We start from the raw sequence: 26,861 nt of genomic DNA on the forward strand, positions 1-26,861 counted from the left end.
TCGTCCTACTATTTAATGTGAACGATACTCCATGAGATCGGCGATACGCGCAAGCCGTTGATGCGGCTCGACATTTACATCCGCTCCACCGCCCCACGGCACGACGAAAAAAGTGGCCCCCGCGCCCTCCGCCGTCGCCTTGTCGACATTGGTGTCACCCACATAGGCCCAGTTGGCACCGTTAAGATTCATGCGCTCGACAACGGCGCGCAGATGGCCAGGATCGGGCTTGCAGGCTGGCACCGCGTCTGCACCAAGCGCCACCTCGATGAGGCGATCGAGCTCGAGGATTTTCAAAATTTCCTGAGTCAAGGCGTGGGGCTTGTTGGTGCAGATGCCCAGCCTGAAACCGGCAGCATGCAGGCTTTGCAGATCTCCGCGAACGTGGCTGAAGAAACGTGTCTTCTCGGCCGGGTTGCGATGATAGTTTTCAATATAGCTTTGAACCGCAGCATCCACGGTTGCATCGTCAAAGGGCAGGCCCTGATCAATGAATATGTCCTTCAACAAGCGGCGTGGACCATTGCCGATAAAGGTTTCGACATATTCGACGGATAGTGCTGGCCAGCCCTTGGACACCATATAGACATTCACCGCTGCGGTGATGTCCGGCGCACTATCGATCAGCGTTCCATCCAGATCGAAGATCAAAGCTGAATATTGTTTCATAACTCGAAAAATCCTTTGGTTGGACCTGTTCGACGGTCAGCCAGCAAAAACGGGATCGCCGAGAGCGTGGAAGCTCCGGGAGAGTGCAGGATAAAGACCTCGATAGATTTCATGTGCCTTGTGATAGACGGCACTATCAGCACGATCAGCCTTCTGACACGTCAATTCGCGCAAGATGCCAGCTGCCTCAGTCGTGTCCTTCCATACGCCCACTCCCACTCCCGCCACCAGTGCCGCGCCAAAAGCCCCGCCTTCCGCAGCACCTTCTGTCGTCACCACATCACAACCGAACATGTCGGCCTGAATTTGTCGCCACAATAGTGATCGGGCGCCGCCGCCAGATGCCTTGATCACCCGGCCCTCGATCCCCATAGATTTCATCAGCGCATGCATGTCATAAAAGGCGTGAACAACGCCTTCCATGACACTACGCGAGACATCGCCAAGTGTGTGGCGTGCTGTGAGACCGATGAGGGCACCGCGTGCTGCGGGATCTGGATGCGGACAACGTTCACCGTTGAGATAAGGCAGGAATAATAGTCCGCGCGCACCTGGAGTGCTGGAGGCAGCAGCTTTTGCTACCGCATCGAAGGTAAGATCGTCACCATGCCCGGTATCGGCAAGGATTGACCGGAACCAACCCATTGCTCCGCCCGCATTCAGTGATACGCCCATGGCATGCCATTTTGCAGGGGCGACATTGCAGAACATCTGGATGCGACCGTCCGCGCTTGGAACGGGCTTATCCAGGGCCGCTGCCAGAATACCAGCAGTACCGATTGTTGTTTGCAACTGACCGGGTTCGATCACGCCTGAACCAATGGTCTGAATGACACTGTCGCCGCCGCCGCCCGCTACAGGTACCCCTACCGGAAGCCCGAAGAGTGCTGCGCCAGAAGCGTTGATGCGACCGGAAATCTCATGAGATTCATGGCAGTCGGGTAAGAAAGAAGGGTCAATATCGAGCGTCTCGATCAGCCCCGATGCCCATTTGCGCTGTCGCACATCGAAAAGCCCGGTGCCAGACGCATCCGATACTTCCGTTGCAAGTTCTCCCGTCAAAACCAGTCGCAGATAATCTTTGGGGTTGAGCACATGATGCAGTTTTGCAAACAAATCCGGCTCATGATTTTTCATCCAGACGATTTTGCCCCCGGTATAACCGACCAGCATGCGATTGCTTGTCTGGCCGATCAGAGCATCCAGCCCGCCAGCCTTTGTTGTGATTTCCTCCACTTCAGCGGCGTTGCGTTGATCGTTCCACAAGATTGCCGGACGCAGAATTTTTCTATTTTGGTCGAGCGGTGTAAGGCCATGCATCTGCCCTGAAAGGCCGACACAGAGAAGTTCAATCTCCGGGTATTGCGCCATCACGCTTGCCACTGCCTTGCGCGCACCCTCGATCCAAAGGGCGGGATCTTGTTCGGTCCAACCGGCACGAGGCTGCGACAGCGCGTAGGTGGCGGTGCTGGAGGCCAGAATATCGCCTTCGACGGACACTAGCAGCGCTTTGCAGCCCGAAGTTCCGATGTCGATACCTAGAAGTGCGGACGTCATGAAGTCAGGCTCCGACGCCGTGATGCAGGCGGATATGCTTGAAATTGAAATATTCCAGCAAGCCTTCCCGGCCATGCTCATAGCCGATGCCGCTTTGCTTACGACCTCCATAAGGCGCGTTCATGATACCCGCGTCGACATTGTTGATGGCGACATTACCGTAATCAAGGTCGCTTGATAGCTGATAGATCTCCTGCAAGTCGCGCGCATAGACATAAGATGCAAGCCCATAAGGCGTATCATTTGCTAGGGCCGCAGCCTCTTCCAGCCCGTCGAAAGGCGCCACACCGACAAGCGGACCAAAGGTTTCCTCACTCATGACCTTCATTTCATGAGTACAGTCGGCGACAATGGTTGGGCAAAAGAAGAACCCCCTGGCAAATTTTTCACCTTCCGGCGCCTTGCCGCCGGCGAGGAGCCTTGCACCTTTTTGCAATGCATCAGCCAGGTGCTCGCGCGTTTTTTCAAGGGGCGCAAGCGAAGCCATGGACCCAATATCGGCAGCCGGTTCGAGCAGACCGTCGCCTATGGTCAATGCGTTGGCGGCAACCGCGAATTTTTCGAGAAAAGTCTCGTAGAGCGGGCGCGCCACATAGATACGATTAATTGCAATGCAAATCTGCCCCATATTGCGGAAGGAACGGCGCACGGCCCCCTTCACTGCCGCATCAATGTCGGCGCTGGCGGTTATGATGAGCGGACAATTGCCACCAAGCTCCAATGAAAGGCGCTTTACGGTTGGACAGGACTTCTGGATATGAAGGCCAACCGCGCTTGAGCCGGTAAAGGCGATCTTGTCAACGTCTGGATGCTCGACGAGTGCCTGGCCAACGAGCGAGCCCTTGCCGGTTAAGACATTGACGACGCCCGCTGGAATCTTGGCCTCCGTCACCTTTTCAGCAATGGCCAGGGCGGTAAAGGGTGTGATTTCTGCCGGCTTGATGATGATCGTGCAACCAGCAGCAAGGCTTGCGCAAAGTTTCCACCCAACAAGCTCAGCAGGATAATTCCAGGGTGTAATTGCACCGACCACGCCGATCGGTTCGCGGATGACCTGGCTTTGATAACCGTTCTGATCGTTGGGTACGATTTCGCCCAGGACGCGCACAGCCTCCTCTCCATAAAAGTGGCAGGCCTCTGCCAGTTTGAGGATTTCGCCTTTGGCCTCATTGAGCGGCTTGCCCTGTTCGAGCGTCATGATCTGGGCCATGCGCGGAGCATCGGCGGATATCAGGTCGCCGAGCCTGTGGAGAGCTTGTGACCGCTCCCTGGCCGGAACCTTGGACCATGAACGAAATGCGACCCGCGCGCTTGCGACTGCCTGCTCCATTTCTTCGGGTGTCGTTGCCGCAATCTGCCCGATTACTTCGCCACGCGCCGGATTCTCGACGTCGATACGCGCGCCGCGTCCTTCTATGAATTTTCCGTCGATGAACAGCTTGCCATCAAGCCGCGATAGGATCGCATCGGTCATGATTTTCTCCACCCAATTCCGAGCCGTCAACGTTCACAAGGATCGTTGATATAGCATAACTACATATCGCGTTGCGTCTGGTTTGCCAATCCGAAAAAAGAGACCGGCGACAGGAAATCATTTTAGGTGACAAAAACAGTTGAGTATAGTGATTTTCCAACGATATTCGCTGTGGATTCGGTCGAAGTCGGCAAGGATGTCCGCGGCAAAGGCTGATTACACCTTGACGAAACAGTAACAAACTTAATAGTTTTACTACATATAAGGAGGAGAAGCATGCTTCCCGATTCTCATGAAAAGGCCCGCCTGGTCGGGCGTGTATGGCGCGCCGATCTGTCAGCGCCCAGTGTTGTCATCATTCGCGATGGTGAGGTGATTGATGTCACAAACTCGGTGATTTCAGTTAGCGACTTCCTCGACAATGATCCCGCAGATCGCTTTGATGGTCTACAGGGCGAAAAGCTCGGCAATCCCGACGATTTCGTTCTTTCTCCACACGAAACAGGTTATGAATCGCCTCGCCATTCATGGCTTGCACCTTGTGATTTCCAAGCGCTCAAGGCATGTGGGGTCACTTTTGCGCAAAGCATGATCGAGCGCGTCATCGATGAGCGGACGTCAGGCGACCCGGCAAAAGCCGACGCGATCCGCAAGCGCATCGGTGAACTGATCGGCGGAAGCCTGTCCAACATACGCGCTGGCTCTGAGCAGGCCGTTGAGGTAAAGACTGCCTTGGAGAAAGAAGGGCTTTGGTCGCAATATCTTGAAGTGGGTATTGGACCTGACGCTGAGGTCTTCACCAAATCGCAGCCCATGTCTGCCGTTGGCCATGGCGCGCAAGTCGGCGTCAACCGGATTTCGAAGTGGAACAACCCCGAACCCGAAATCGTGCTCGCGGTAGACAAAAACGGCAATATACGTGGCGCTACACTTGGAAATGACGTCAATCTGCGCGACGTTGAAGGTCGATCAGCGCTCCTCCTCGGCAAGGCCAAGGATAATAATGCTTCCTGCGCCATCGGCCCGTTCATCCGCCTGTTTGACGCTGGATTTACGCTCGGTGACATTGAGAATGCAACACTTGAAATGTCCGTCAAAGGAGAAGACGGCTTTGAAATGTCAGGGCGCTCCAATATGGCCGAGATCAGCCGGAGACCTGCCGATCTGGTCGCACAGACCATCAATGCCAGCCATCAATATCCTGATGGATTCCTGCTATTTTTGGGAACCATGTTTGCTCCCACGCAGGATCGTGCGGAAAAAGGCAGCGGCTTCACCCACAAAGAAGGTGACGTCGTCGAGATTTCGACGCCAACACTTGGAACCTTGCGAAATGTCGTCACGACGTCGGACAAGGCGCGTCCATGGGCTTACGGTATGCGCTCGCTGATGCGAGACATGGCCAAACGCGGTTTGATTTAGGAACGGCAGAACAAAAATGTCCTATCGTGCAAGAATGGATTTGAGCGGTCGGCTGGCACTGGTAACAGGGGCCGGTCAGGGAATAGGTGCAGCATGTGCGCAAGCCTTGGCGCAAACCGGGGCGATGGTGGTCTGCACCGATATTGATCTGTCACGCGCCGAGACCACCGCAAGAGAAATCGGTGGGTCTGCAAGCGCCCGGCAGCTCGATGTTACTGACAGCGTTCAGTTGAACGCGCTGGCGAATGACATACAGCCACTTGACGTGCTCGTCTGCAATGCAGGTATCGTCAACAATGTCGCCGCTGAAGACATGACGGACGATCAATGGGATCGTGTCATTGAGGTCAATCTCAGCGGCGTATTCCGCACCTGTCGAGCCTTCGGTCGTCGAATGTTGGAGAACGGCAAGGGTTCAATCATCAATATCGGTTCGATGTCGGCACATATCGTTAATGTACCGCAGCCACAATGCCACTACAACGCCTCGAAAGCCGGAGTACACCACCTCACACGCTCACTCGCAGTCGAATGGGCCAAAAGAGGTGTCAGGGTGAATGCGGTTGCGCCAACCTATATCGAAACGCCATTGCTGCATGGACTTGAAAATCAGCCGGGGCTGGTTGAGCGCTGGCTCGACCTGACGCCCACTGGTCGCATGGGCAAGCCGGAGGAGATCGCCTCTATCGTCCAGTTCCTTGCCTCAGACGCTTCAAGCCTGATGACTGGCTCGATTGTCACTGCAGACGCTGGCTATACAAGTATCTAGGACTAACATGGCTCTCGCACTTGTTCTGGAAAAGGCGCGCGAACTGGCTTTGCGCGATATTGATATCGATTTGACGCTTGGCGATCGCGATGGATGTCATTGATCTCTGAGACATATGAATTCAAGGATAGCGTTGACGCATTCAAGCGTGCGGATGCGGCTCATCAGGCGGATGTGAAAATACAGATCGCAATGCGGTGATTGCTACGGAAAGGAATCGAAATGAGTTTTGAACCCCATGGACAACACCTGATAGCTGGCGAGTGGGTTGCGGGGGAGACGACGTTCGCTTCAACACCGGCAACAGGTCCATCGCATGAATTCGCGGTTGGTACGCCCGCTCTGGTAGCGCGCGCCTGCGAAGCAGCGGAAGACGCTTTCTGGACCTATGGTTATACAAGCCGCGAAGAACGCGCCCTCTTCCTTGAAGCCATTGCCGACGAAATTGAAGCCCGTGCTGCTGCCATCACAGAAATCGGCACGCAGGAAACCGGCCTGCCGACCGGCCGTCTTGAAGGCGAACGCGGACGCACCACCGGCCAGCTGCGCCTTTTTGCCAACCATATTCGCAAGGCCGATTATCTCGACCGTCGCGTCGATGAGGCCCAGCCCGACCGCAAGCCTGCAGCGCGTCCGGAAATCCGCCTGATGCAGCGTCCTATCGGCCCGGTTGCCGTTTTCGGCGCTTCCAACTTTCCGCTCGCTTTCTCGACTGCTGGTGGCGACACAGCAGCCGCCCTTGCCGCGGGCTGCCCGGTGGTTGTGAAGGGTCACTCCGCCCATCCCGGCACCGGAGAAATCGTCGCTGACGCCATTCAGGCCGCCATCGCCAAGACCGGCATGCCGAAGGGCGTATTCAGTCTCATTCAGGGCGGTGACCGCAAGGTCGGCGAAGCACTCGTCACGCATCCGCTCATCAAGGCAGTCGGTTTTACCGGTTCGCTTGGCGGTGGCCGCGCCCTTTTCAACCTGTGCGCACAGCGCCCGGAGCCGATTCCTTTCTTCGGCGAGCTTGGCTCGGTCAATCCGATGTTCCTGCTGCCGGAAGCCATGAAGGCACGCGCCTCGTCGCTCGGCGAAGGCTGGGCTGGATCATTGACGATGGGTGCCGGTCAGTTCTGCACCAATCCCGGCATTGCCGTGGTTATCGACGGTTCGGAAGCCGACAGCTTTGTGCAGTCGACCCGCAGCGCTCTGGAAAAGGTTGCGCCGCAGGTCATGCTGACCGATGGCATTGCCAAGGCCTATCAGGACGGCAAGGCGCATTTCGACAGCCGCAATTCCGTCAAGCCGGTGTTGACCACAGAAAGCAAGGGCCGCGAAGCCTCGCCCAATCTCTACGAGACAACCGGCGAAGCCTTCCTCGGCGATCATACCATTGGTGAAGAAGTGTTCGGCCCGCTCGGCGTTGTCGTTCGCGTCAAGTTGGTCGATGACATGGTGCATCTGGCCAAGGGCTTTGAAGGCCAGCTAACGGCGACCTTGCATATGGACAAGGACGATGCCGCAGACGCCCGCAAGCTTCTGCCAGTTCTGGAGCGCAAGGCCGGACGCGTTCTGGCCAACGGTTTCCCGACCGGCGTGGAAGTGGTCGATTCGATGGTTCATGGCGGCCCCTACCCGGCCAGCACCAATTTCGGTGCGACCAGCGTCGGAACCATGTCCATCCGCCGCTTCCTGCGCCCCGTCAGCTATCAGAATATCCCGGCGGATGTGCTGCCGATCGATTTTGAGTGAGATATTAAAGCATGCCCGAACGGCTGGGCACCGATCCTTTGCGGCTCGGTGCTTAGCAAGTCCATCGATAGAGCTCAGGTGGATACCTTATTCACTGATCCGCTCCCTGTCGTTAAGTCGCACAAATCGACACCCGACCTTCGGAAAACAATCACCTCAAGATTGCAGTCATTCACGCAGCGGAGGTTGCAGATAATAACTCAAATATACCCGTATTGGCGCATTCTATCGTGTGTTTGCTGCCTTGATACGATCTCGTTATTCCGGCGCATTCTTCCCATCCGGATGGAAATTAATGAAGAAACCCCAAACGGCCCATGCACCTATCACAGCAAAGATGGCGGCCCATCCCGGGCTGCTGCTAACCAATTCAAATGCAGCCCAGCCAAAGCAAATGGCAACCAACACTACCCGCAACCAGAGCGGCTTGAAACGTGCATCGTTCAGATCGAACATCGCTTGATACCCATCAGTCCATCCTCTTAAATCGCAACTGGCGTGATCCAGTGACAATCCTTGGCTTCACTGCTATCGACCACGGCCTCTACGAAGGCGACACCCTTCAGCCCATCATAAGCAAGCGGCAGATTTTGACCAAGCAGGGAGGGCTCTCGGCCTTCCCTCCTCGCCAGGATTGCTTCGGCGAAGCCTGCATACAGATTGGCGAAGGCTTCCAGATACCCCTCCGGATGACCAGGAGGTGTACGACTGCGCAATTTAGCGTCTTCAGACAAATCGTCAGCGCCGCGTTTGATAACTTGAACGCGACCGTCTAGCGGCGAATAGACGAGTTCGTTGGGCTGCTCCTGAAACCAGGCAAAGGATCCCTTCGATCCGAACACGCGCAGACGTACGCCGTTCGAATTGCCGAGCGCAACCTGCGACGACCATAGGAGTCCGCGCGCACCGCCTTCATAACGCATCATCACATGGGCGTTGTCGTCCAGCGCGCGGCCCTCGACGAAGGTTGCGAGATCCGCCGTCAGCGATTGTAGCTTTAACCCGGTTACGAAGCCTGCGAGATGATAGGCATGGGTACCAATGTCACCGATTGAGCCACCGCGGCCATTCTTCTTAGGGTCTGTACGCCATGCGGCCTGCGCGTTTCCTTGTTTTTCAATGGCCGTCGCCATCCATTCCAGCGGATATTCCACCTGCACCGTGCGGATGTCGCCGATCTCGCCGCGTGCCACCCGCACGCGAGCCTCGTGCACCATCGGATAGCCGGAATAGGTGTAGGTCACACCGACAAAGCGCCCACTTTCGCGCGCGAGCTTTTCCAGTGAAATGGCGTCGTCCAACGTCGCCGTCAACGGCTTTTCGCAGATGACGTCGAAGCCCGCTTCAATCAGCGCTTTGGCAATCGGGTAATGCGTGAAATTCGGCGTGCAGATGGCAACTGCGTCCACCCGGCCGTCCCTCGTCGTCTCGCCGGAGATTAGTTCCTGATAGGTTCCATAGCTGCGCGCCGGATCAAGCCCTTCGGCGATTGCGAATTCACGTCCCCGGCTGGGATCAACGTCGAAGGCTCCGGCAGTCAGTTGCCACTGGCCGTCCAGCCGCGATGCCAGTCGGTGAATGTTGCCGATATAGGCCCCCTGCCCTCCACCGATCATGCCAAGACGCAAAACTCGATGATTACTCATTTTTCCCCCAATCCGAGCATAGCCCGGTTCGCGCCGCGATTGGCACCTGATTTGACGAAATCGTCGAAGGCGCGGTCGGAGACGCGGATGATGTGATCGGCGATGAATTTCGCGCCTTCAGCGGCGCCGTCCTCGGGGTTTTTGACGAAGCATTCCCATTCCAGTACAGCCCAGCCGTCGAAACCGTAGGTCGTCAGCTTCGTGAAGATCGCGCCGAAATCGACCTGACCGTCGCCAGGACTACGGAACCGGCCCGCCCGCTTCGACCAAGGCTGATAACCGCCGTAAGCGCCCGACTTTCCATCGGGGCGGAACTCCGCGTCCTTGACGTGAAACGTCTTGATCCGGTCGTGGTAATGATCGATGAATGCCAGATAATCCAGCGCCTGCAAAACGAGGTGCGACGGATCATACATCAAATTGGCGCGGGGATGCTCCTTAACCTTGTCGAGGAACAACTCCCAGCTATGGCCGTCATGCAGGTCCTCGCTCGGATGAATCTCGTAGCAGACGTCGACGCCATGTGCGTCGAAGTCATTCAGGATCGGCGTCCAGCGTTTCGCCAGTTCATCGAAACCTTCCTCGATCAGCCCTTCGGGCCATTGCGGATAGGGATAGAGATAAGGCCAGAGCAGCGCGCCGGAAAAGGTGACGTGCCGGTCAATGCCGAGCCGCTTCGAGGCCCGGGCGGCAAAGCGCAATTGTTCTTCCGCCCACGCGCGCCGTGCCGCCGGAGCGCCCCGAACATGCTCAGGTGCAAAACTGTCCATGATCGTGTCGTGCGCCGGATGCACAGCGACAAGCTGCCCGGTGATATGCGATGCCAATTCGGTGATCTGCAAGTCAAAATCGGCAAGCATGCCCTTGATCTCGTCGCAATAGGCGTCGCTTTCCGCCGCCTTTTTCATATCGATCAGGCGCGTGTCCCATGTGGGAATCTGCACGCCTTTAAAACCCTTGTCCGCGGCCCATCTCGCCAGTCCAGGAAGCGTATTGTAGGGAGCGTCGTCCGCCGCGAACTGCGCTAGATAGACGCCGGGGCCCTTAATGGTGCGCATCATCATGCCTCCAGCTTGCTGGCGGGAACCGGCGCGTCGTCGTAACCGCCATGGACCGATTGGTCGAAGGGAACCACTGCGCCGGTCATCATGCCACTATCGTCCGACGCCATCCAAAGGACAGCGCGGGCGACCTCGGCAGGATCGAGAATGCGACCGAACGGCTTTTGCGTGGCCGCACGGTCGATGAAATCCGGGTCGCCAGTTTCCGCCAGCACCAGCGCACGCTCATGGTCCGAGTTCATCCAGCCGATATCTAACTGGTTGACATGGATGCGGTGGCGCATCAGGGCGAAGCCGGCATGGCGCGTCAGCGTGGCCAGCGCGCCCTTGGAACCGGCGTAGGGAGCAAGAAATGGCTGTCCAACCAATCCAGACATCGAACCAATATTCACAATGCGGCCCTCGATCCCTTCGCGGATCATGACCTTGGCGGCATCCTGCATCAAAAAGAATGGCGCGCGCGTATTAACCGCGAACATGCGGTCGAAAAGTTCGGGTGTGGTGTTGAGCAGATTGCCGCGATCGGTCAGGCCAGCGGCGTTGACCAGAATGTCTACCCGATGAAACCGCTCGTCAACGGCGGGAACGATGCCGCGCACATCGTTGATATCAGCCAGATCGGCTGCAATCATCTCGACAGGAACACCAGTGCCTTCGGCGATCTCTTTTGCGACCGCCTGTCCCTTTTCGACGCCGCGCCCGATAATGGCGATACCCGCCGCGCCGGCCTGCGAGAAGAGCCGGGCAACAGCCGCGCCAAGTCCCTGCGTGCCACCGGTGACAACGACGACCTTTCCTTCGATCCTGTTCATATTACAACCTCATATCCCGCCGCCGCCATAACGCGCTGCAACTCCATGTGACCCTTACGCGCCATCTCCAATGGCGGATTGGCAACCGGATTCTGTTCCGCTTCGACTACGAACCATCCCTCATAATTCTTGCCCATCAATGCCCCAACGATGGCTTCGAAGTCCAAATCACCATCGCCTGGAACCGTGAACGCGCCCTTGATGACGGCGTCGAGAAAGCTTTCCCGGGTTCGGTCGAGCCCGTCCACCACCGCGCAGCGTATGTCCTTGGTGTGGACATGGCTAATGCGCTCGTGATGATTGTCGATCACGCGCATGACGTCGCCGCCGGCGAAAGCCATATGCCCAGCGTCGAACAACAGCGGCACTGATGAGTGCTTCATTAACAGGTCAAGTTCGGCTTCCGTCTCGACTGCTGCCGCCATATGGTGGTGATAGGAAATCGGCATGCCCTGCCTGGCGCACCAGTCGGCAAAATCCGACATCTTGCGCCCATAAGCCGCCATTTCGGCCTCGTCCAGCTTTGGTTTGGTTGCAAGCGGCGCAGAGCGCACGCCCTGAATTGACCGCGCCGTCTCACCATAGACGATACAGGGCGCGCGCGCGGCGATGAAGAACGCCATTTGCTGGGAGATACGGTCTTTCTCCGCCTCAATATCGCCGTCGAGCAACTGGCCTGAAAACCAGCCGCCGCAGACGGAAATTCCGTATTTATTCAGAACCGGCCCGAGTTCCCAAATATCCATCGGAAAGCGGCGTCCCGTCTCCATGCCGGTGAAACCGGCAATGGAGGCCTGACGCAGGCATTCTTCCAAACTCACATCATCCGAGAGTTCCGCCAGATCGTCGTTCCACCAGGCTATCGGGGCTATCCCCAGTTTGGCTTTCATATCAAACACCTGTCCGCTGCGCTTCACGAATTTTTTCCTGTGCCTTGCGGGCGGCGCGAACCTTCTCGAATGTTGAGACAGCGGGCACGCCTACGTCCCAGTCGGCGTCGCCCGGCACCCATTTCCATGCGTCGGACACGATGGAAATGACGGTCACTCCGTCATTGCCCTGCGCCCATTTCATCGCCTCCTCCAGGTCGGCGAGACTGTCGGCCTTGCGAGCCTGAGCGCCCATGGCCTCAGCGTGCTTGACGAAATCGACATGAAGCGGATTCTGGCGATTGTGTACGCGGCAATCGGTCAGGAGATTGTTGAAGCCCGGCACGCCCTTAGCCTGCTGCAATCGATTGATCACCGCATAGCCACCATTGTCGCACACCACCACGATCATCTTGTGGCCGGTGAGCGCTGCCGAATAGATATCGGAATTCATCATCATATAGGTGCCGTCGCCCAGCATGACGATCGGCGTGCCGCCGGTTGCTCCTGGGCCCTCTTGCGCCATGGCACAGCCCCAGCCCGCCGAAATCTCATACCCCATGCAGGAAAAGCCGAATTCGCAATCGAACGTGTTTGGATTCTTGACCCTCCAGCCCTTGACCACCTCGCCGGGTGTGCCGCCCGCCGCCGCGATCAGGGTATCTTCCGGCTTCGCCACCGCGTTGAGCACACCCACCACTTGCGCATATGACGGCACTGGCGCGTTAGTGCGCATCTGGTGCTCGTCGAGCACCTTGTTCCAGTCGGCGAACAGCGTCTTGGCCTGCTTCATCAGGCCGGCGTCAGCCTTGTAATCGCCAAGTCCCGCGTCCAGTTCCCGCACTGTCTCCAGCGCATCGCCGACTACGGACAATGCCCGGTGCTTGACCGCATCGAAGCGCGCCGCGTTGACCGAAATAAATTGCGCGGCCTCGGCGAAGGCGGTCCATGAGCCGGTGGTGAAATCCTGCAAGCGCGTGCCGATGGCTAGAATGACGTCCGCCTCTTTGGCGAGCGCGTTGGCCGAGGTCGAACCGACGATGCCGAGCGGCCCCGCATGCGCGGGATGCTCGTGCGTCATCGCGCCCTTGCCGGCGATGGTTTCGACGACTGGGATCCCCCGCTTCAGCGCGAAGTCGGCCACTTCGTTTTCGGCCAGCGAATAGCGCACGCCACCGCCCGAAATGATCAGCGGGCGTTTGGCCGATTTGAGCAGTTCCACGGCCGCTGTGACCGCGTCACGATCGGGGCGCGGGCGCGGGATTTTCCAGACTTTCGGCTTGAAGAAGATTTCGGGATAATCAAAGGCGATTTCCTGCGTGTCCTGCGCCAGACCGATAAAGGCCGGCCCGCAATCGGCGGGATCAAGCATGGTCGCAATCGCCTGGGGCAACGAGTGGATGATCTGCTCCGGTAAGGTGATGCGGTCCCAATAGCGCACGACGGGCTTGAAAGCGTCGTTGACGGTGATCGTCGGGTCGCCGAAGTGCTCGACCTGCTGCAGGACCGGGTCCGGCAGGCGGTTGGCGAAAGTATCGCCGGCCAGAAGCAGCACCGGCAGGCGGTTGGCCATGGCCACGCCCGCTGCCGTCACCATATTGGCCGCGCCCGGCCCGATGGAGGTCGCCGCGATCATGATCTGTCGGCGGCGCTTCGCCTTAGCGAAGCCGATGGCGGCCAGGGCCATAGATTGCTCGTTCTGGCCGCGCCATGTCGGCAGTTGGTCCTGAACCGGCTCCAGCGCTTCCGAAAGACACGTCACGTTGCCATGGCCGAAAATACCGAATACGCCAGCAAACAGCGGCACGTGCACACCGTCAATCTCGGTGAACTGGTTGCAAAGGTAACGGACAAGAGCCTGAGCCATGGTCAGACGCACTGTGTTTCTGGTCATCTCGCCTCCTCCTGCGGATGGGTATTTCTGAAGATTACGGAATACATATTGACAATGCAACAATCTTGCAATGATTATTGCACAAAATTCCGGGAGGAGACTTCATGCTCAATATTGCAGTGCTCGGCGTCGGCCGCATTGGACGGATGCACGCCGAAAATATCGCAGCGCATCCGCGCGCCGGATTGGCAGGCGTTTTTGACCTGCATGTCCCGGCTGCGCAGGAAATAGCTCAGAAATTCGGCGTTCCGTTGTTCGATTCGGCTGAGGCGATCTTCGCCTCCGACGCCGTCGACGCCGTGCTGATCGCCACGTCCACGGCCACCCACGCGGACCTTATCGAGCAGGCCGTCGCCGCTGGCAAGCCTGTCCTGTGCGAAAAGCCGATCGACCTGTCGCTCACCCGCGTCAACGCCTGTGCGAAAGCGATCTCGGGCAGCAAACTGCCGATCATGCTCGGTTTCGTGCGCCGGTTCGACAGCGGCCACCGCGCAGTGCGCCAGGCCATCGAAAATGGCCAGATCGGCGACGTACATCAGGTCTTCATCACCTCGCGCGATCCCGGCATGGCTCCCGCGGCCTATATCGAGGTGTCGGGCGGCATCTTCCGCGACATGACTATCCACGATTTCGATATGGCGCGCTTTATTCTGCGCGAGGAAATCGAGGAGGTCTTCGCTACCGGTTCGAGGCTGGTTGATCCAACTTTGATGGAAAATTGCAATGATTACGATACGGTCACGGTGTTGCTGAAAACCGCATCCGGCAGGCAGTGCATTATCAATAATTCTCGCCAAGCCGTTTACGGATACGACCAGCGCGTCGAGGCGTTCGGCAGCGGCGGCATGGCGATTTCGGAAAACCGCACCCTCACCAAACTCAGCCTATACGGTGCGGATTTCACCGACCGCAAGCCGGCACTGATGAACTTCTTCATCGACCGCTACGCCGAAGCCTTCGCCGCCGAGATCAGCGCCTTTGTCGACGCCGTCGAACAGGGCAGTCAACCGGAAGTCAGCTTCGAGGACGGCAGGCAGGCACTCATTCTGGCCGAAGCGGCGATCCGCTCTCTGACCGAAGGACGCACCATTCCCACCCGCGATATTGGATAGATCATGTATACGAATTTTGGACTCTTCATTGGCGGCCATTGGTCGAAAGGTTCGGCCTTGGGAGAGGTCGTTTCGCCAGTCACCGAAAAGCCGCTCGGCTCCGTGCCGCTGGCGACGCTCGAAGATACCCGCAGAGCGCTCGACGCCGCCACCGCGGGTTTGCAGCCGTTGCGCGCCATGGGCGGCTTCGCGCGAGCCGACGCGCTGCACAAGGCCGCCGACGAAATGATCCGCCGCACGGACGAAGCCGTGCGAATGATAACCGCCGAAACCGGTAAACCAGCGGCGCAGGCGGGACGCGAATGGGGCCTCGCCTGCGACCAGTTCCGCTGGTATGCGGAGGAGGCACGGCGCATCTATGGCCGTATCGTCGACAGCCGCGTGGCGGGCGGTCGCTTCGAGGTCACGCATGAACCGCTCGGCGTCGTCGGCGCCTTCACCGCCTGGAACTTTCCGGCGGCGCTGCCGGCGCGAAAGCTCGCGCCAGCGCTCGCCGCCGGGTGTTCCGTCGTGCTGCGCCCCTCGTCGCAGACGCCGGGCGTCGCCATGGTCATGGTGGATTGCCTGCGTACGGCGGGCCTGCCTGACGGCGCTTTTAATCTGGTGGTCGGCGATACGGGCTCGACCTATGCGCCGATCATGGCGGACAACCGCGTACGTAAAGTGTCGCTGACGGGCTCGACCCGCATCGGCCAGCAGATGATCCGTGACGCCGCGGATACGGTCAAAAAAGTCTCGATGGAGCTCGGCGGCAACGCGCCACTGATCGTCTATGACGACGCCGATCTGGAAACGGCGCTCGATCTCGCCGTGCCGACCAAATTCGCCAACTGCGGGCAGGTATGCGTCACGCCGGACCGCTTCTTCATTCATGAGAGCCTGCATGACACCTTCGTCGAAGGCTTCGTCGAACGGACAAAGAAGATCCGGCTCGGCGACGGACTCGATCCCGAAACCGGCATGGGGCCGCTAATCAACGCCAACCGGCTCGCGGAAATCGACTCCATCGTCGCGAGCGCTATCGCCGCCGGGGCGACGCTCGCCCATGGTGGCAAGCGCCCGGCCCAGTTCAACGCCGGATATTTTTTCGAACCGACGGTTCTCACCGACGTGACCGATGACATGAAAGTATTCGCGGAGGAAAATTTCGGCCCCATCGCCGCAATCACCCGCTTCAAGAGCGAAGAAGAGGCGTTGGCCCGTGCCAACGCGTCGTATATGGGCTTATCGGCCTACGCCTTCACCCGCTCGCCGGATCGCGCCCGGCGCACCGTTGCCGCGCTCAAGGCGGGCATGGTCGGGATCAACAGCTTCGCGCTCGCCGCTTCTGAAGCGCCCTTCGGGGGGACCAATCATTCCGGCATGGGGCGCGAAGGGGGATTGGAGGGGATACAGGACTATCTCGATACCAAACTAGCGCAGATCGTGTTCTGAGGAGGCCGCATGTTCACCAACAGGCTCAAAAAACTCTGGTCCGAGGGCCAGCCAGCCATGAATGGCTGGCTTTCCATCGGCAATCCTTTCACCGCCGAAATCATGGCGGCGCAGGGCTATGATTCCATCACCATCGACATGCAGCATGGTGCGCTCGATTATAATTCGGCGTTGCCGATGCTGCAGGCCATGCGCGCTTCGGGCGTCACGGTCATGGCGCGCGCGCCATGGCGCGAGCCCGGCGTCATTATGAAGGCGCTCGACGCCGGGGCGCAGGGGATCATCTGCCCGATGATCAATTCGGCAGCGGAAGCTGCGGAATTCGTCAGCTATATGCGCTATCCGCCGAAGGGCCAGCGCAGTTTCGGCCCCACCCGTGCCGCCTTCGCCTATGGAAGCTATGGCGTGGCTGCCAATGACGAGGTCGTGGCGCTCGCCATGATCGAAACCCGCGAGGGCGTAGACAATCTAGAGGAGATCGCCGCGACGCCGGGCCTCGATGGCATCTACGTAGGCCCCGCCGATCTGACACTCGGCACGCAGGAAGGTCGTCTGCCGCCCGGTTTCGATCGGGAGGAGCCGGAAATGATTGAACTAATCCAGTATATTGTCGCCGTCTGCAGAAAGAATGATATCCGCGCCTGCCTGCATTGCGGAACGGCCGAATATGCCGCCCGCGCAGTAGAATGGGGTTTCGATCTCACCACCGTCTCCGGCGACACGCGCCTGCTCGCCGCCGCCGCTGCCGCCTCCGTCGCTAGATGGCGCGAACTAACCGGCGCGACCCTCACAAAGGCGACGGAAGGAGCCTATTGATGCCGCATCTTCTGGTGGCGGGAAAACTTCACCCGTCCGGCGAGGCGCTGCTAGAGCAGTTGAAAAGCCGGGATTTCACCGTCGATTACGTCGAGGAAGTGTCGGAAGCCTCCTATGCGCCACTGATCGCCAGGGCGGATGCGATGGTGCTGCGCACGCAGCCGCTTTCCGCTGCGACCATCGCGCGGGCCGAGCATCTCAAGGTGGTGTCGCGCCACGGCGTTGGCTATGACGCCGTCGATCTTGGGGCGCTGAATGCGCGCGGCATCGCACTCACCATCGTCGGCGACGTCAATTCGGTGTCGGTCGCCGAACACGCAATGATGCAGCTTCTGGCCGGGGCCAAACGGGCGCTCCGCGCTGACCGCGCCGTGCGCGAGCCAGGCCAGTGGGACTGGCGCAACAAGCTGCAACAGCGGGAAATATCCGGCAAGAACCTGCTTATCCTCGGCTATGGCCGCATCGGGCGGCATCTGGCCCGCATGGCTTCTGGCTTCGGAATGCAAGTTCGCGCCTGCGATCCCCTGCTCGAAAAGGCTGGTTGGCCGGAAGGCGCGGTAACGCCGGTTTCGCTCGATGAGGGACTGGGCTGGGCAGACTGCATTTCGGTCCACATCCCCAGAAGTGACACGCCGGCTATCGGCGCCGCGGAACTCGCGAAAATGAAACCCGGCGTCATCCTCGCCAATACAGCGCGCGGAGGTGTGGTGTGCGAAAAGGCGCTCGCGGACGCGCTCGCATCCGGACAAGTCGGGGCTGCGGGCGTCGACGTGTTCGAAGAGGAGCCGCCCGTTGACGGATCGCCACTGTTCTTCCATGACGCAGTCCTTCTCTCTCCCCATATCGCTGGCCTCACCGCCGAGTGCGGGGAGCGAATGGCGATTGCATCCATCGAAAATGCGATCAATTTTCTGGCGGGAACCATCGAGCCGCATCTGATCGTCAATCAGGAGTTCGCCCATGCGTGACAAGCGGAAACTGCGCGTTGGCCTGATCGGCACCGGTTTTATGGGCAAGGCCCATGTGTTCGGCTTCGCGTCCGCCCAGAAGGTTTTTGACCTTCCCTATCGGATCGAATTGCATACAGTCGCCGATATCACCCCTGAGGCAGCCGAACGCGCGGCAACGGATTTCGGCTTCGATCACTCGACCGCCGACTGGCGTGACCTGGTCGCCAACCCCGAAATCGATCTGATCGACATCACCGCGCCCAATGCACTGCACAAGGAAATGGCGCTGACCGCCATCGCTGCGGGCAAGCACGTCTATTGCGAAAAACCGCTCGCGCCACTGGCAGCGGATGCGCGGGAAATGGCCGAGGCTGCGACAGCCAAAGGAATTAAGACCCAAGTCGGGTTCAACTATCTCTGCAATCCCATGATGCGTCTAGCGCGTGATATGATTGCCGCCGGCGAATTGGGGGAAATTCGCGGCTATCGCGGCCTGCACGCCGAGGATTATATGGCAAACGCAACGGGTACCTTCACCTTCAGGCACGATCCCGCCGGCGGTGGCGCGCTTGCGGATATCGGCAGCCATGCGCTGGCGACAGCCGAATTTCTGATCGGCCCGATCAGTGACGTCATGGGCGACTGCATCACCATGATCGCGGAACGCCCCGACGGGAAAGGCGGGGTGCGCAAAGTCGAGGTGGACGACGTGGGCCGCGCGTTCCTGCGCTTCGCCAGCGGCGCGCAGGGCTCGATTGAGGGCAACTGGATCGCTACCGGCCGCAAAATGCAGCACGTTTTCGAGATTTATGGCGAAAAAGGCGCGCTCGCCTTCACCCAGGAACGCTTCAACGAACTACATTTCTATTCGACACAAGATGTCGCCGGCCGCCGGGGTTTTCGACGGATCGAGGCGGCACCGGATCATGCGCCTTACGGCCGTTTCTGCGTCGCGCCCGGCCACCAGCTCGGCTTCAATGATCTCAAGGCCATCGAGATCGAAGGCTTTTTACGCGCCATTGCGGGCGAAATTCCCGAGCCATTCGGCTTCACCGCTGGCCTGCGCATCCAGACGCTAGTGGAGACAATCCAGCAATCTTCGAAGGCGGGGCGATGGATGAAGTTACCACGCTGATTGCTTCCCAAGGCGCAACGATCGCCTTCCTGGCGCCCGGATAGTAGAGCCGGGCGCCTTTTTGTTCCTTGCGGTTATGCCACACTTGGCTTGCTGCAATATTTATTGCACAATGACGCAACGGAGAATTGTATGGGTTCAGCGAACATTCCGAGCAATTATGAAGAACTGATCAAGCTCATTCACGAGCAGCATGATCAGATGAGCAAGACCTATCAGCGCATCTCCGTATTCCTGACGCAAAATCCGAACGACGTCGCTGTCCAGTCGGTCAACGCCATCGCGGAACGATGCGGGATTCATGCGTCCAGCTTTGTGCGTTTTGCCCAGTCACTCGGTTACAAGGGCTTCAAGGAACTGCAGGTTCTATTCCAGCAAAGGTTGGCCACAGCAGCACCGGGATTCGAAGCCCGCGTCAGGGCACTGGAAACTGAATTGCGACAGAGCAGCGACCATTCGGAAGTAAGCCTGCTCCGTGAACTGGTTGTGCGCGATATCGCCTCCCTGCAGGAATTGCTGGAGGATATTTCACAGGAAGATCTGACCTATGCCGCCGACGCCCTGTTTAAGGCGGATACAATCTATCTACTCGGACAGCTACGCTCCGAGCCTGTCGTTGAGCTTTTGCGCTATGTCCTGACAATGCTTGGCAAGCGCTGCGTTCTGCTCAGTTCCTCCGGTGGGCTCGCCACGCATATGGCTAGGACGATGCGCAACAACGATGTGCTGGTGGCAGTGTCGTTCCGCTCTTACGCCAATGAAGTCGTGAACATCGTCGAGGAAGCGGGTGCCAAGGGAATAGAGATCGTTGCGATCACAGACAGCACGCTTTCGCCGCTGGCAAAATCCGCCCGGGTGCTCTTTGCTGTTCCCGAACATGACTACACATTTTCTCGCTCGCTCGCTGCTCCCATGTGTCTGGCGCAAGCTCTGGTCGTTGCCGTGGCGGCGCGGGTACAGCATGATCATTCGGCCCCTCGAATTCCTACCGTAACAGGTGTTGACGCACGAAAATGAATTCGGAAACGAAAACGTCCGGTGCACGTGGCACCGGACGTAAAACTGTGAGGTTGACCGTCATCAGTACGGGGAATCCGGGAAGTAGAACTCCGCAGCATTCTCCTTCGTGATGAGCGGGCTGCCAAGTACATAGCGACCGGTAATTGGTGCCTGCGTGGCGTACTTCATGGTCGTCAATTCAATTGCCGGGATGATCAGGGTCGGTGGATAGAAAATGTCTGCGTCCACATGGTCGGAGCCATCCATCACCATCTTCACGACCTTGTTCATGCCAGAGCCGCCAAGCACTGCGACATTCTTCCTGCCAGATTGCTTGATCGCCTCCATTGCACCCAAAGCTGCATCGTCATCTCCCGCCCAGACACCGTCGATCTGAGGGAAGCGCTGCAGCATGTCCTGCATCACTTCGAAACTCTTGTCCGGGTTCCAGTTCCCATACTGCATATCAAGAACCTCAATTTTCGTTCCTTTCAGAACGTCGTTGAACGCTTCGATGCGAATATTGTCGATGGTCGTCGGAATACCGCGCAAAACCACGATTTTTGCGCCGTCAGGGAATTTTCCCTTGAAGTATTCGGCGGCTACCTTGCCATATTCGGGATTGTCGCCACCCACGTAGAGGTTCTCTATACCCGGTTCTGAAAGCCCGCGATCGACGACGGTAACGAAAACGCCTTTCTGCTTAACGGTCTTGACAGGCTCGGTAAGAGGATCCGATTCCATGGGCAGAACGACGAGCGCCTTGATCCCGCGCGCCATCATGTCCTCTATATCGTTGACCTGCTGCGTGGCACTCGATGATGTCGTCAGTACGAAGTCGACATTCGGAAACGCCTTCTTCATCGCATCAATCGTGCGTTTTGTATGGTAGTTCAATCCCCCGGTCCAGCCATGCGTGGCGGCCGGGATCGATACGCCGATCAGCGTGTCCGCAGCGTGTACGGGCATGGCCCAGCCTGCGATCGCGATACCGACTGCGGCAAGATATGTCCTTATTCTTCCTCGCATGTTTCGTCTCCTCCTGTGATCGATAGTTCATTGATGCGGCACTGCCGATGTCCCAACTCAATCGGGCGCTCTGTCCCCTTGCAAAAGCACGGCGATGATGATGATGACGCCTTGAAAGGCTCCGTTGAGATATGGACTAACAACGCCCGTCAGATTGAGGATATTGGCAATAAAACCCAGGATCAGCACACCGACAATTGTGCCCCAGATGCGCCCATAACCGCCCGCAAGCGCCGTGCCGCCGATGATGACCGAAGCGATGGCCTCAAGCTCCCACATCAGACCCGTCGACGGTGTGGCCGATCCAAGACGCGGCACGTAGATAACGGTTGCAATGGCGACGCAAATCCCCTGGATCACATAAGTGGCGATGCGCACCCTATCGACCGGAATGGCTGAAAACCGCGCGACATTGCGATTGGAGCCGATGGCCGCGGTGTGGCGACCGAAACGCGTTTTCCACAAAACGAGTTCGGCAGCGATCGCGATCACGATTAGCACGATCACGGGGATAGGGATTCCCAGTACGGCATTGTAGTAAATCGGCCGCAGGGCGTCGCGCAGCGAAAAATTCAGTGAGATCGCGCCGCCATCGGAAAGCCAGGTCACGAGCGCGCGAAAGATGCCCATTGTACCAAGCGTGACAATGAAAGCCTCGACACGACCCTTGACGACCATGGCTCCATTAAGGAAGCCCGCCGAAGCACCGAGAAGGAGGGAAACCACGATCCCGGCAACAACCAGAAGCCATCCAGTGTCGGACCAGTCCGCCAGGGCGTTCATCGCCATGATGGTGAGCCCAGAGATCAGTGCCGAAAGCGAACCGACCGAAAGATCGAGGCCTCCTGCAGTTATCACAAAGGTCGCACCGATGGCGATAATGCCGATGATCGCGCTGCGGGTAAAGACATTGGTCAAGTTTTCGTAGGTCAGGAAACTATCGCTCATCAGAAGGCCGATCAGCATCAACAGTACAAGTGCCAGCAACGGTCCCGTAGAAGTGAGTATCCTCGACAGAACCGCGCGGTTCTCCGCAACTGCACCGGTCGTTTCAGCGGTTCGATCAGACATGCTGCATTTCCTCCTGCAAGCCCATCGCAAAGCGTATGATCGCCTGCTCACTAATTTCGCCGTTTCGCAGTTCGCCGGTGATACGGCCTTGACGCATGACGAGAACCCGATCCGCGAGCCCCACTATCTCCTGCATCTCGGAGGAAATGACGACGACGCCTTTTCCTGCCTCCGCGAGACGAGCAATGACTTCATAGATCTGCTGTTTGGCCCCTATATCGACGCCGCGCGTAGGTTCATCGAAAACCACAATCTCGGGCTCGATCGCCAGCGTCTTCGCGATCAGGACCTTTTGCTGGTTGCCACCACTCAAGGCGCCGACCATCCCGTCGAGACGGGTACCGCGGATATTGTAAGCGCGCACCGCTTCCTGAAAGCCGCGCCGTTCGGCTGCCGCATCGATCCAGCCCGGCCCGGCAAGTGCGCCCTTCACAAGTGCCACATTCTGCGCAATGGACCGGGTGAGCAGCAGGCCTTTGCCCTTTCGGTCTTCGGTCAGATAGGCGAGCCCCAACCGCCAGGCGTCACGTGCATTCGGCAGGGCCCGATCCCGGCCACGTAACCGGAAATGTTGGCACGAGGCAGGTCGCAGGCCGAACACCGCCTCGAAAAGCTCGGTCCTGCCCGACCCGACGAGACCGGATAGTCCGAGAATTTCGCCGCGCCTTATCGCGAGTGATACATTGCTCACCGCACCTGGAGAAGTGAGGTTGCAGACCTCCATCAGCACGTCTCCATCACGGGCCGAGCGTCGTGCCGGATATATTTCCGAAAGCGGCCGGCCCACCATGGCTTCGGCCATATCTTTCTGCGAAATCTGGGTGACGTCTTCCACGCGCACGATCCGTCCGTCGCGCAGCACAGCGACACGGTCGGCGATCTCCTCGACCTCGTCGAGACGATGTGACGTAAAGATCACCGCTCCGCCTCCTTCCGTGAAAGCACGAATACGCTCGAAAAGCCTTGCAGCTTCCATTGCCGAAAGAACAGCTGTCGGTTCATCCATAAGAATGATTTTCGGACGGCGGGCGAAAGCCTTGGCCAGTTCGATCATCTGCCAGTCGGAAACGGGAAGGTCGCGAAGACGCGCCTTCGGCGAAGCCGATGAACCGAGTTCCGCGAGCATCCGCGCGGCCCCCGCCTCGCTCGCACGGCGGTCGATGAAAGGACCACGGACGATCTCACGCCCGAGAAAGACATTTTCCGCCACGCTGAGATGGGGAGCCAGGCAGAATTCCTGATGAACCATGACGATGCCGGCCTGTTCGGCCGCAACCAATGTGGCGGGTGCCGGCGCACCGTCGAACGTTATACTTCCCGTGCTAGGCGCCATCAGACCTGCCGCGATGCGCATCAGCGTGGATTTTCCCGCGCCGTTCTCGCCGACGAGTGCCACCACCTGCCCTTTGTCCACATCAAGGTCGATGCTCTGAAGCACCGGGATGCCAGCAAACGTCTTGGCAACCTTCTCGAATGAGAGGAGAGCCATTGTCAGCACAAACGCGTGGCAGAAAACGACACGCTATGACTAGCGCGCCAGAGGCCGCATATCCGTGGCTTTGTAGGTAGCCTCACTTCATGCATTGCAGTCCCTCCCAACAAGAATGCAATACTAATTGCAGAGTAAATAATATGTCAATAAATGTTTCTATTCCTGGGCTGGCCTTTGCGACTAGTCCGACAATTTTGACGCTCGGTATCTATGCCGAGAGCCCCGCAACAGGGTATCTAGGCCGTTATGGTCCCGGGGATGTATAAAAATGACGTCGGGGAACACGAAAGCCCTGCGGTATCAGGACCGCAGGGCTGTTCATTGAATACGAATGGGTGGCATCAATTCTTCGCGCTACGGGCCTTTTGCCGATAGACATCCACAATAACCGCAGTGACGATTATAAGGCCCTTGATGATTTCCTGATAATAGGCATCAACGCGAAGAAATGTGAAGCCCGAAAGCATCAGTCCCAGGATGACGGTTCCGATCACAGTTCCAAAAATCCGCCCACGTCCGCCTGAAAGGGAAGTTCCACCGATAACTGCGGCTGCGATGGCGTCAAGTTCGTACATCATACCCATCCCTGCCTGTGCTGTCTCGGCCCGGGCAGCGGTAACGATACCCGCCAATCCGGAAAGAAGCCCCGCTATAGCATAGACCTTGATGATATGGGTCTGAACGTTGATGCCGGACACACGGGCGGCCTGCGCATTTGCTCCGATCGCATAAGTGAACTTGCCATAGCGGGTGTAGCGCAACGCAATATGGAAGATAATCGCCACCACGAGAAATATGGCGACGGGCCACGCGCCGCTGCCGATGGCTGCAAAGCTATCCGTCGGAAACGAAATCGGCTGACCCTTCGTATACCATTTCGCAATGCCCCTGGCGGTGACCATCATGCCAAGCGTGGCGATAAATGGAGGAATCCCGGTGCGTGCGATCAGGAAACCATTGATGATTCCCGCAAGTAGACCAAGGCCAAGGCCGATCGCCAGCGGTACGATGACCGGCAGGTCCGTCAAGGCTGGATATATTGCGCGGGAATAGCTGCCTGCCTGAGCGAAACTCATTGCAATCATGGCGGTCATGGCGACCACGGAACCCGAACTGAGGTCAATGCCGCCCGTAATGATGACCTGTGTCACCCCAACAGCGATGATACCGACGACCGAGACCTGCAATATCATAATTGTCAAACGTTGTGGATTCATCAGGAAGCTTTGCCCCTGAAAAATCCAGCCAAGAATCTCAAAGACCAACGCCACGCCGATCAGAACGCTTAGAATGTTCACTTCCTGCGGCAGTTTGCGCTTTTGCTCCCCAACCGGCTCGATTTTCATACTATCCATTGTTTCCTCTTCACCGAGCTGCCAGTTCCATTATCTTCACCTGATCGGCGTCGGCACGATCAAGAATGCCGGTCATATGGCCCTCGTGCATGACCAGTATCCGGTCCGACATGCCCAGCACTTCGGGCAGTTCGGACGAAATCATGATGACAGCGACACCTCGTTGCGCCAGTTGCGATATCAGCCGGTGGATTTCCGCCTTGGCGCCCACATCGATGCCGCGCGTGGGTTCGTCAAGGATGAGAATTTCAGGCTGGGTCATTAGCCAGCGTGCGATCAGAACCTTCTGTTGATTACCGCCCGAAAGATTTTCGATCCGCTCGTCGAGGTTGGGTGTTTTCACCCGCAGCGTCTTGCGCATTTCCTCACATTGAAGTGTCAGCCCCCGCTCATCGACAAACCCGGCGTGGGCATAGTTTTCCTGCAATGCGGCAATCTGCATATTCTCAAGAATAGAAAGAGGCAGGAAACAGCCGGTTTCCTTTCGGTCCTCCGTCAATAATGCCATGCCTTCCCGCATCGCATCCGAGGGTGCCCGAATATCAGTTTCTCTTCCGTTGATGCGAATACTACCCGAGGTCGCGGGTGTTACGCCGAACAGGGCTTCGGCTACGTTCGAACGGCCAGAACCGACAAGCCCGGCGACACCGAGAATCTCACCGCGCCGCAAATCGAAACTGATATCGTGAAACACACCACGAAGGGTAAGACCGTTTACCGACAATATAACGTCGCCGATCTCGGCCTTCTCTTTGGGAAACATGTTGGTTATTTCGCGCCCCACCATCATACGGATGATGTCGTCGCGCGTTACATCGGAACTGGCATGAGTGCCTACATAGGAACCGTCACGGAACACCGAAAATTCGTCCGCGATCTCAAAAAGCTCGTTCATCTTATGGGTGATGTAAACAATCCCGATCCCCCGGGAGCGCAGATCACGGATGATGTCGAACAAATGTTCCACCTCGGTTTCGGTCAATGCGGAAGTCGGTTCATCCATGATCAGGACGCCGGATTCGTAGCTGACGGCCTTGGCGATTTCGACCATTTGTCGTTGGGCGATCGTCAACGTGTGAACATCTGCCAGAGGATCGATGTCGATTTTTAACTGTTTGAATAGTGTCCTCGTTCGGTCCGCCATTTCAGCGTGATCGATAAGCCCGATTGAATTCGTTGGCTCGCGCCTGATCCAGATATTCTCGGCGACGGTCATGAAATTCATGAGAGCGAGCTCCTGATGGATCATGGCGATGCCACGTTCCAAAGCATCTCGGGGACTTTTCAGGCTGATATACTCACCGCGAAGGCGTATTTGACCTTCGTCCGGCGTGTAAACGCCTGCAATGATCTTCATAAGGGTCGATTTGCCCGCGCCGTTCTCGCCCATCAGCGCGTGAACCGTTCCCGGGCGCAAGCGGAACTGCACATTGTCAAGGGCGACGACGCCCGGAAACTCCTTGCGTATTCCCTCAACTTCAAGAAGATAGTCGCCTTGTTGCGCCTTGAATTGTTCAACTGCCTGCATCGTCGTCGTGGAAATCATTTGCTCAATCCC

23 protein-coding genes are annotated in these 26,861 nt (G+C 58.0%); 9 read left to right on the top strand and 14 right to left on the bottom strand.

The window, feature by feature from the left end; all coding sequences use genetic code 11:
* Positions 1-12: 12 nt before the first annotated feature.
* From CES86_RS20975 to CES86_RS20985, 3 genes are read right to left on the bottom strand one after another with little or no spacing between them, the layout of a single operon-like run.
* On the bottom strand, positions 13-669 hold the full coding sequence (locus CES86_RS20975) for an HAD-IA family hydrolase (RefSeq protein ID WP_094515306.1): 657 nt from the start codon (positions 667-669) through the stop codon (positions 13-15).
* A gap of 36 nt (positions 670-705) precedes the next feature.
* Positions 706-2,226 (bottom strand): xylulokinase, encoded by a 1,521-nt coding sequence (xylB, locus tag CES86_RS20980; protein ID WP_094515307.1) that lies wholly within the window; start codon positions 2,224-2,226, stop codon positions 706-708.
* Positions 2,227-2,230: 4 nt separating this feature from the next.
* The gene (locus CES86_RS20985) at positions 2,231-3,700 is read right to left on the bottom strand and encodes an aldehyde dehydrogenase family protein (protein WP_094515308.1); all 1,470 of its coding nucleotides are present in this window, start codon (positions 3,698-3,700) and stop codon (positions 2,231-2,233) included.
* 276 nt (positions 3,701-3,976) lie between these two features.
* On the opposite strand from CES86_RS20985, the gene CES86_RS20990 reads away from it, so the two are divergent.
* The 3 genes from CES86_RS20990 to CES86_RS21000 all read left to right on the top strand — a co-directional run bounded on the left by CES86_RS20990 (position 3,977) and on the right by CES86_RS21000 (position 7,628).
* Positions 3,977-5,122, top strand: coding sequence for a fumarylacetoacetate hydrolase family protein (locus CES86_RS20990; RefSeq protein WP_094515309.1), 1,146 nt, complete (start codon positions 3,977-3,979; stop codon positions 5,120-5,122).
* Between the two features lie 16 nt (positions 5,123-5,138).
* Positions 5,139-5,891: an SDR family NAD(P)-dependent oxidoreductase gene (locus CES86_RS20995; protein WP_094515310.1), complete on the top strand. Its 753-nt coding sequence runs from the start codon at positions 5,139-5,141 to the stop codon at positions 5,889-5,891.
* A gap of 222 nt (positions 5,892-6,113) precedes the next feature.
* On the top strand, positions 6,114-7,628 hold the full coding sequence (locus CES86_RS21000) for an aldehyde dehydrogenase (NADP(+)) (protein WP_094515311.1): 1,515 nt from the start codon (positions 6,114-6,116) through the stop codon (positions 7,626-7,628).
* A gap of 258 nt (positions 7,629-7,886) precedes the next feature.
* Here CES86_RS21000 and CES86_RS21005 read toward each other — a convergent pair whose 3' ends face one another.
* From CES86_RS21005 to iolD, 6 genes are read right to left on the bottom strand one after another with little or no spacing between them, the layout of a single operon-like run.
* Complete coding sequence (locus tag CES86_RS21005; RefSeq protein ID WP_094515312.1) at positions 7,887-8,084, bottom strand: hypothetical protein; 198 nt, start codon at positions 8,082-8,084, stop codon at positions 7,887-7,889.
* 26 nt (positions 8,085-8,110) lie between these two features.
* Positions 8,111-9,274: a Gfo/Idh/MocA family protein gene (locus CES86_RS21010; protein ID WP_235819975.1), complete on the bottom strand. Its 1,164-nt coding sequence runs from the start codon at positions 9,272-9,274 to the stop codon at positions 8,111-8,113.
* Positions 9,271-10,332 carry a sugar phosphate isomerase/epimerase family protein gene (locus CES86_RS21015; RefSeq protein ID WP_094515405.1) on the bottom strand — a complete coding sequence of 354 codons (1,062 nt, stop codon included), beginning with the start codon at positions 10,330-10,332 and terminating at the stop codon, positions 9,271-9,273. Before CES86_RS21015 ends, CES86_RS21010 begins: the two co-directional genes overlap by 4 nt.
* Before the next feature lie 2 nt (positions 10,333-10,334).
* Positions 10,335-11,147 (bottom strand): SDR family oxidoreductase, encoded by an 813-nt coding sequence (locus CES86_RS21020; protein WP_094515314.1) that lies wholly within the window; start codon positions 11,145-11,147, stop codon positions 10,335-10,337.
* On the bottom strand, positions 11,144-12,037 hold the full coding sequence (iolE, locus tag CES86_RS21025) for a myo-inosose-2 dehydratase (RefSeq protein ID WP_094515406.1): 894 nt from the start codon (positions 12,035-12,037) through the stop codon (positions 11,144-11,146). The genes CES86_RS21020 and iolE overlap by 4 nt, the downstream gene beginning before the upstream one ends.
* 1 nt (position 12,038) lies before the next feature.
* Entirely contained in the window at positions 12,039-13,910 is a 1,872-nt protein-coding gene (gene iolD / locus CES86_RS21030; RefSeq protein WP_094515315.1) for a 3D-(3,5/4)-trihydroxycyclohexane-1,2-dione acylhydrolase (decyclizing), read from the bottom strand.
* Positions 13,911-14,014: 104 nt separating this feature from the next.
* Here iolD and iolG point away from each other — a divergent pair, with 104 nt between their 5' ends.
* The 6 genes from iolG (at position 14,015) to CES86_RS21060 (ending at position 20,374) form a co-directional block, all read left to right on the top strand.
* Complete coding sequence (gene iolG / locus CES86_RS21035) at positions 14,015-15,022, top strand: inositol 2-dehydrogenase (RefSeq protein WP_094515316.1); 1,008 nt, start codon at positions 14,015-14,017, stop codon at positions 15,020-15,022.
* A gap of 3 nt (positions 15,023-15,025) precedes the next feature.
* On the top strand, positions 15,026-16,456 hold the full coding sequence (locus tag CES86_RS21040; RefSeq protein WP_094515317.1) for an NAD-dependent succinate-semialdehyde dehydrogenase: 1,431 nt from the start codon (positions 15,026-15,028) through the stop codon (positions 16,454-16,456).
* Positions 16,457-16,465: 9 nt separating this feature from the next.
* Positions 16,466-17,272 (top strand): HpcH/HpaI aldolase family protein, encoded by an 807-nt coding sequence (locus CES86_RS21045; RefSeq protein ID WP_094515318.1) that lies wholly within the window; start codon positions 16,466-16,468, stop codon positions 17,270-17,272.
* Positions 17,272-18,240 carry a hydroxyacid dehydrogenase gene (locus tag CES86_RS21050; protein WP_094515319.1) on the top strand — a complete coding sequence of 323 codons (969 nt, stop codon included), beginning with the start codon at positions 17,272-17,274 and terminating at the stop codon, positions 18,238-18,240. Before CES86_RS21045 ends, CES86_RS21050 begins: the two co-directional genes overlap by 1 nt.
* Positions 18,233-19,357, top strand: coding sequence for a Gfo/Idh/MocA family protein (locus tag CES86_RS21055; protein WP_094515320.1), 1,125 nt, complete (start codon positions 18,233-18,235; stop codon positions 19,355-19,357). The genes CES86_RS21050 and CES86_RS21055 overlap by 8 nt, the downstream gene beginning before the upstream one ends.
* A 132-nt stretch (positions 19,358-19,489) precedes the next feature.
* The gene (locus CES86_RS21060) at positions 19,490-20,374 is read left to right on the top strand and encodes a MurR/RpiR family transcriptional regulator (RefSeq protein ID WP_094515321.1); all 885 of its coding nucleotides are present in this window, start codon (positions 19,490-19,492) and stop codon (positions 20,372-20,374) included.
* A gap of 63 nt (positions 20,375-20,437) precedes the next feature.
* Here CES86_RS21060 and CES86_RS21065 read toward each other — a convergent pair whose 3' ends face one another.
* From CES86_RS21065 to CES86_RS21085, 5 genes are all read right to left on the bottom strand, one after another.
* On the bottom strand, positions 20,438-21,385 hold the full coding sequence (locus tag CES86_RS21065; protein ID WP_094515322.1) for a substrate-binding domain-containing protein: 948 nt from the start codon (positions 21,383-21,385) through the stop codon (positions 20,438-20,440).
* Positions 21,386-21,442: 57 nt separating this feature from the next.
* Positions 21,443-22,456: an ABC transporter permease gene (locus tag CES86_RS21070; RefSeq protein WP_094515323.1), complete on the bottom strand. Its 1,014-nt coding sequence runs from the start codon at positions 22,454-22,456 to the stop codon at positions 21,443-21,445.
* A complete protein-coding gene (locus tag CES86_RS21075; RefSeq protein WP_094515324.1) occupies positions 22,449-23,945 on the bottom strand; it encodes a sugar ABC transporter ATP-binding protein in 1,497 nt (498 codons plus the stop codon). Before CES86_RS21075 ends, CES86_RS21070 begins: the two co-directional genes overlap by 8 nt.
* Before the next feature lie 344 nt (positions 23,946-24,289).
* Entirely contained in the window at positions 24,290-25,294 is a 1,005-nt protein-coding gene (locus CES86_RS21080; RefSeq protein ID WP_407922998.1) for an ABC transporter permease, read from the bottom strand.
* 19 nt (positions 25,295-25,313) lie between these two features.
* A complete protein-coding gene (locus CES86_RS21085; RefSeq protein WP_094515326.1) occupies positions 25,314-26,849 on the bottom strand; it encodes a sugar ABC transporter ATP-binding protein in 1,536 nt (511 codons plus the stop codon).
* Positions 26,850-26,861 lie beyond the last annotated feature (12 nt).

The organism is Brucella lupini (assembly GCF_002252535.1).
In the GTDB taxonomy this organism is placed as follows: Bacteria; Pseudomonadota; Alphaproteobacteria; order Rhizobiales; family Rhizobiaceae; genus Brucella; species Brucella anthropi.

Coding starts and splice junctions, on each gene's coding strand:
- CES86_RS21070 (WP_094515323.1), bottom strand. CDS start 22,456: ATGTCTGATCGAACCGCTGAAACGACCGGTGCAGTTGCGGAGAACCGC.
- CES86_RS21065 (WP_094515322.1), bottom strand. CDS start 21,385: ATGCGAGGAAGAATAAGGACATATCTTGCCGCAGTCGGTATCGCGATC.
- CES86_RS21005 (WP_094515312.1), bottom strand. CDS start 8,084: ATGTTCGATCTGAACGATGCACGTTTCAAGCCGCTCTGGTTGCGGGTA.
- CES86_RS20975 (WP_094515306.1), bottom strand. CDS start 669: ATGAAACAATATTCAGCTTTGATCTTCGATCTGGATGGAACGCTGATC.
- iolG (WP_094515316.1), top strand. CDS start 14,015: ATGCTCAATATTGCAGTGCTCGGCGTCGGCCGCATTGGACGGATGCAC.
- CES86_RS21085 (WP_094515326.1), bottom strand. CDS start 26,849: ATGATTTCCACGACGACGATGCAGGCAGTTGAACAATTCAAGGCGCAA.
- CES86_RS20995 (WP_094515310.1), top strand. CDS start 5,139: ATGTCCTATCGTGCAAGAATGGATTTGAGCGGTCGGCTGGCACTGGTA.
- CES86_RS21040 (WP_094515317.1), top strand. CDS start 15,026: ATGTATACGAATTTTGGACTCTTCATTGGCGGCCATTGGTCGAAAGGT.
- CES86_RS21020 (WP_094515314.1), bottom strand. CDS start 11,147: ATGAACAGGATCGAAGGAAAGGTCGTCGTTGTCACCGGTGGCACGCAG.
- CES86_RS20985 (WP_094515308.1), bottom strand. CDS start 3,700: ATGACCGATGCGATCCTATCGCGGCTTGATGGCAAGCTGTTCATCGAC.
- CES86_RS21060 (WP_094515321.1), top strand. CDS start 19,490: ATGGGTTCAGCGAACATTCCGAGCAATTATGAAGAACTGATCAAGCTC.
- CES86_RS21075 (WP_094515324.1), bottom strand. CDS start 23,945: ATGGCTCTCCTCTCATTCGAGAAGGTTGCCAAGACGTTTGCTGGCATC.
- CES86_RS21055 (WP_094515320.1), top strand. CDS start 18,233: ATGCGTGACAAGCGGAAACTGCGCGTTGGCCTGATCGGCACCGGTTTT.
- CES86_RS21080 (WP_407922998.1), bottom strand. CDS start 25,294: ATGAAAATCGAGCCGGTTGGGGAGCAAAAGCGCAAACTGCCGCAGGAA.
- iolD (WP_094515315.1), bottom strand. CDS start 13,910: ATGACCAGAAACACAGTGCGTCTGACCATGGCTCAGGCTCTTGTCCGT.
- CES86_RS20990 (WP_094515309.1), top strand. CDS start 3,977: ATGCTTCCCGATTCTCATGAAAAGGCCCGCCTGGTCGGGCGTGTATGG.
- CES86_RS21015 (WP_094515405.1), bottom strand. CDS start 10,332: ATGCGCACCATTAAGGGCCCCGGCGTCTATCTAGCGCAGTTCGCGGCG.
- CES86_RS21010 (WP_235819975.1), bottom strand. CDS start 9,274: ATGAGTAATCATCGAGTTTTGCGTCTTGGCATGATCGGTGGAGGGCAG.
- CES86_RS21045 (WP_094515318.1), top strand. CDS start 16,466: ATGTTCACCAACAGGCTCAAAAAACTCTGGTCCGAGGGCCAGCCAGCC.
- CES86_RS21050 (WP_094515319.1), top strand. CDS start 17,272: ATGCCGCATCTTCTGGTGGCGGGAAAACTTCACCCGTCCGGCGAGGCG.
- iolE (WP_094515406.1), bottom strand. CDS start 12,037: ATGAAAGCCAAACTGGGGATAGCCCCGATAGCCTGGTGGAACGACGAT.
- CES86_RS21000 (WP_094515311.1), top strand. CDS start 6,114: ATGAGTTTTGAACCCCATGGACAACACCTGATAGCTGGCGAGTGGGTT.
- xylB (WP_094515307.1), bottom strand. CDS start 2,226: ATGACGTCCGCACTTCTAGGTATCGACATCGGAACTTCGGGCTGCAAA.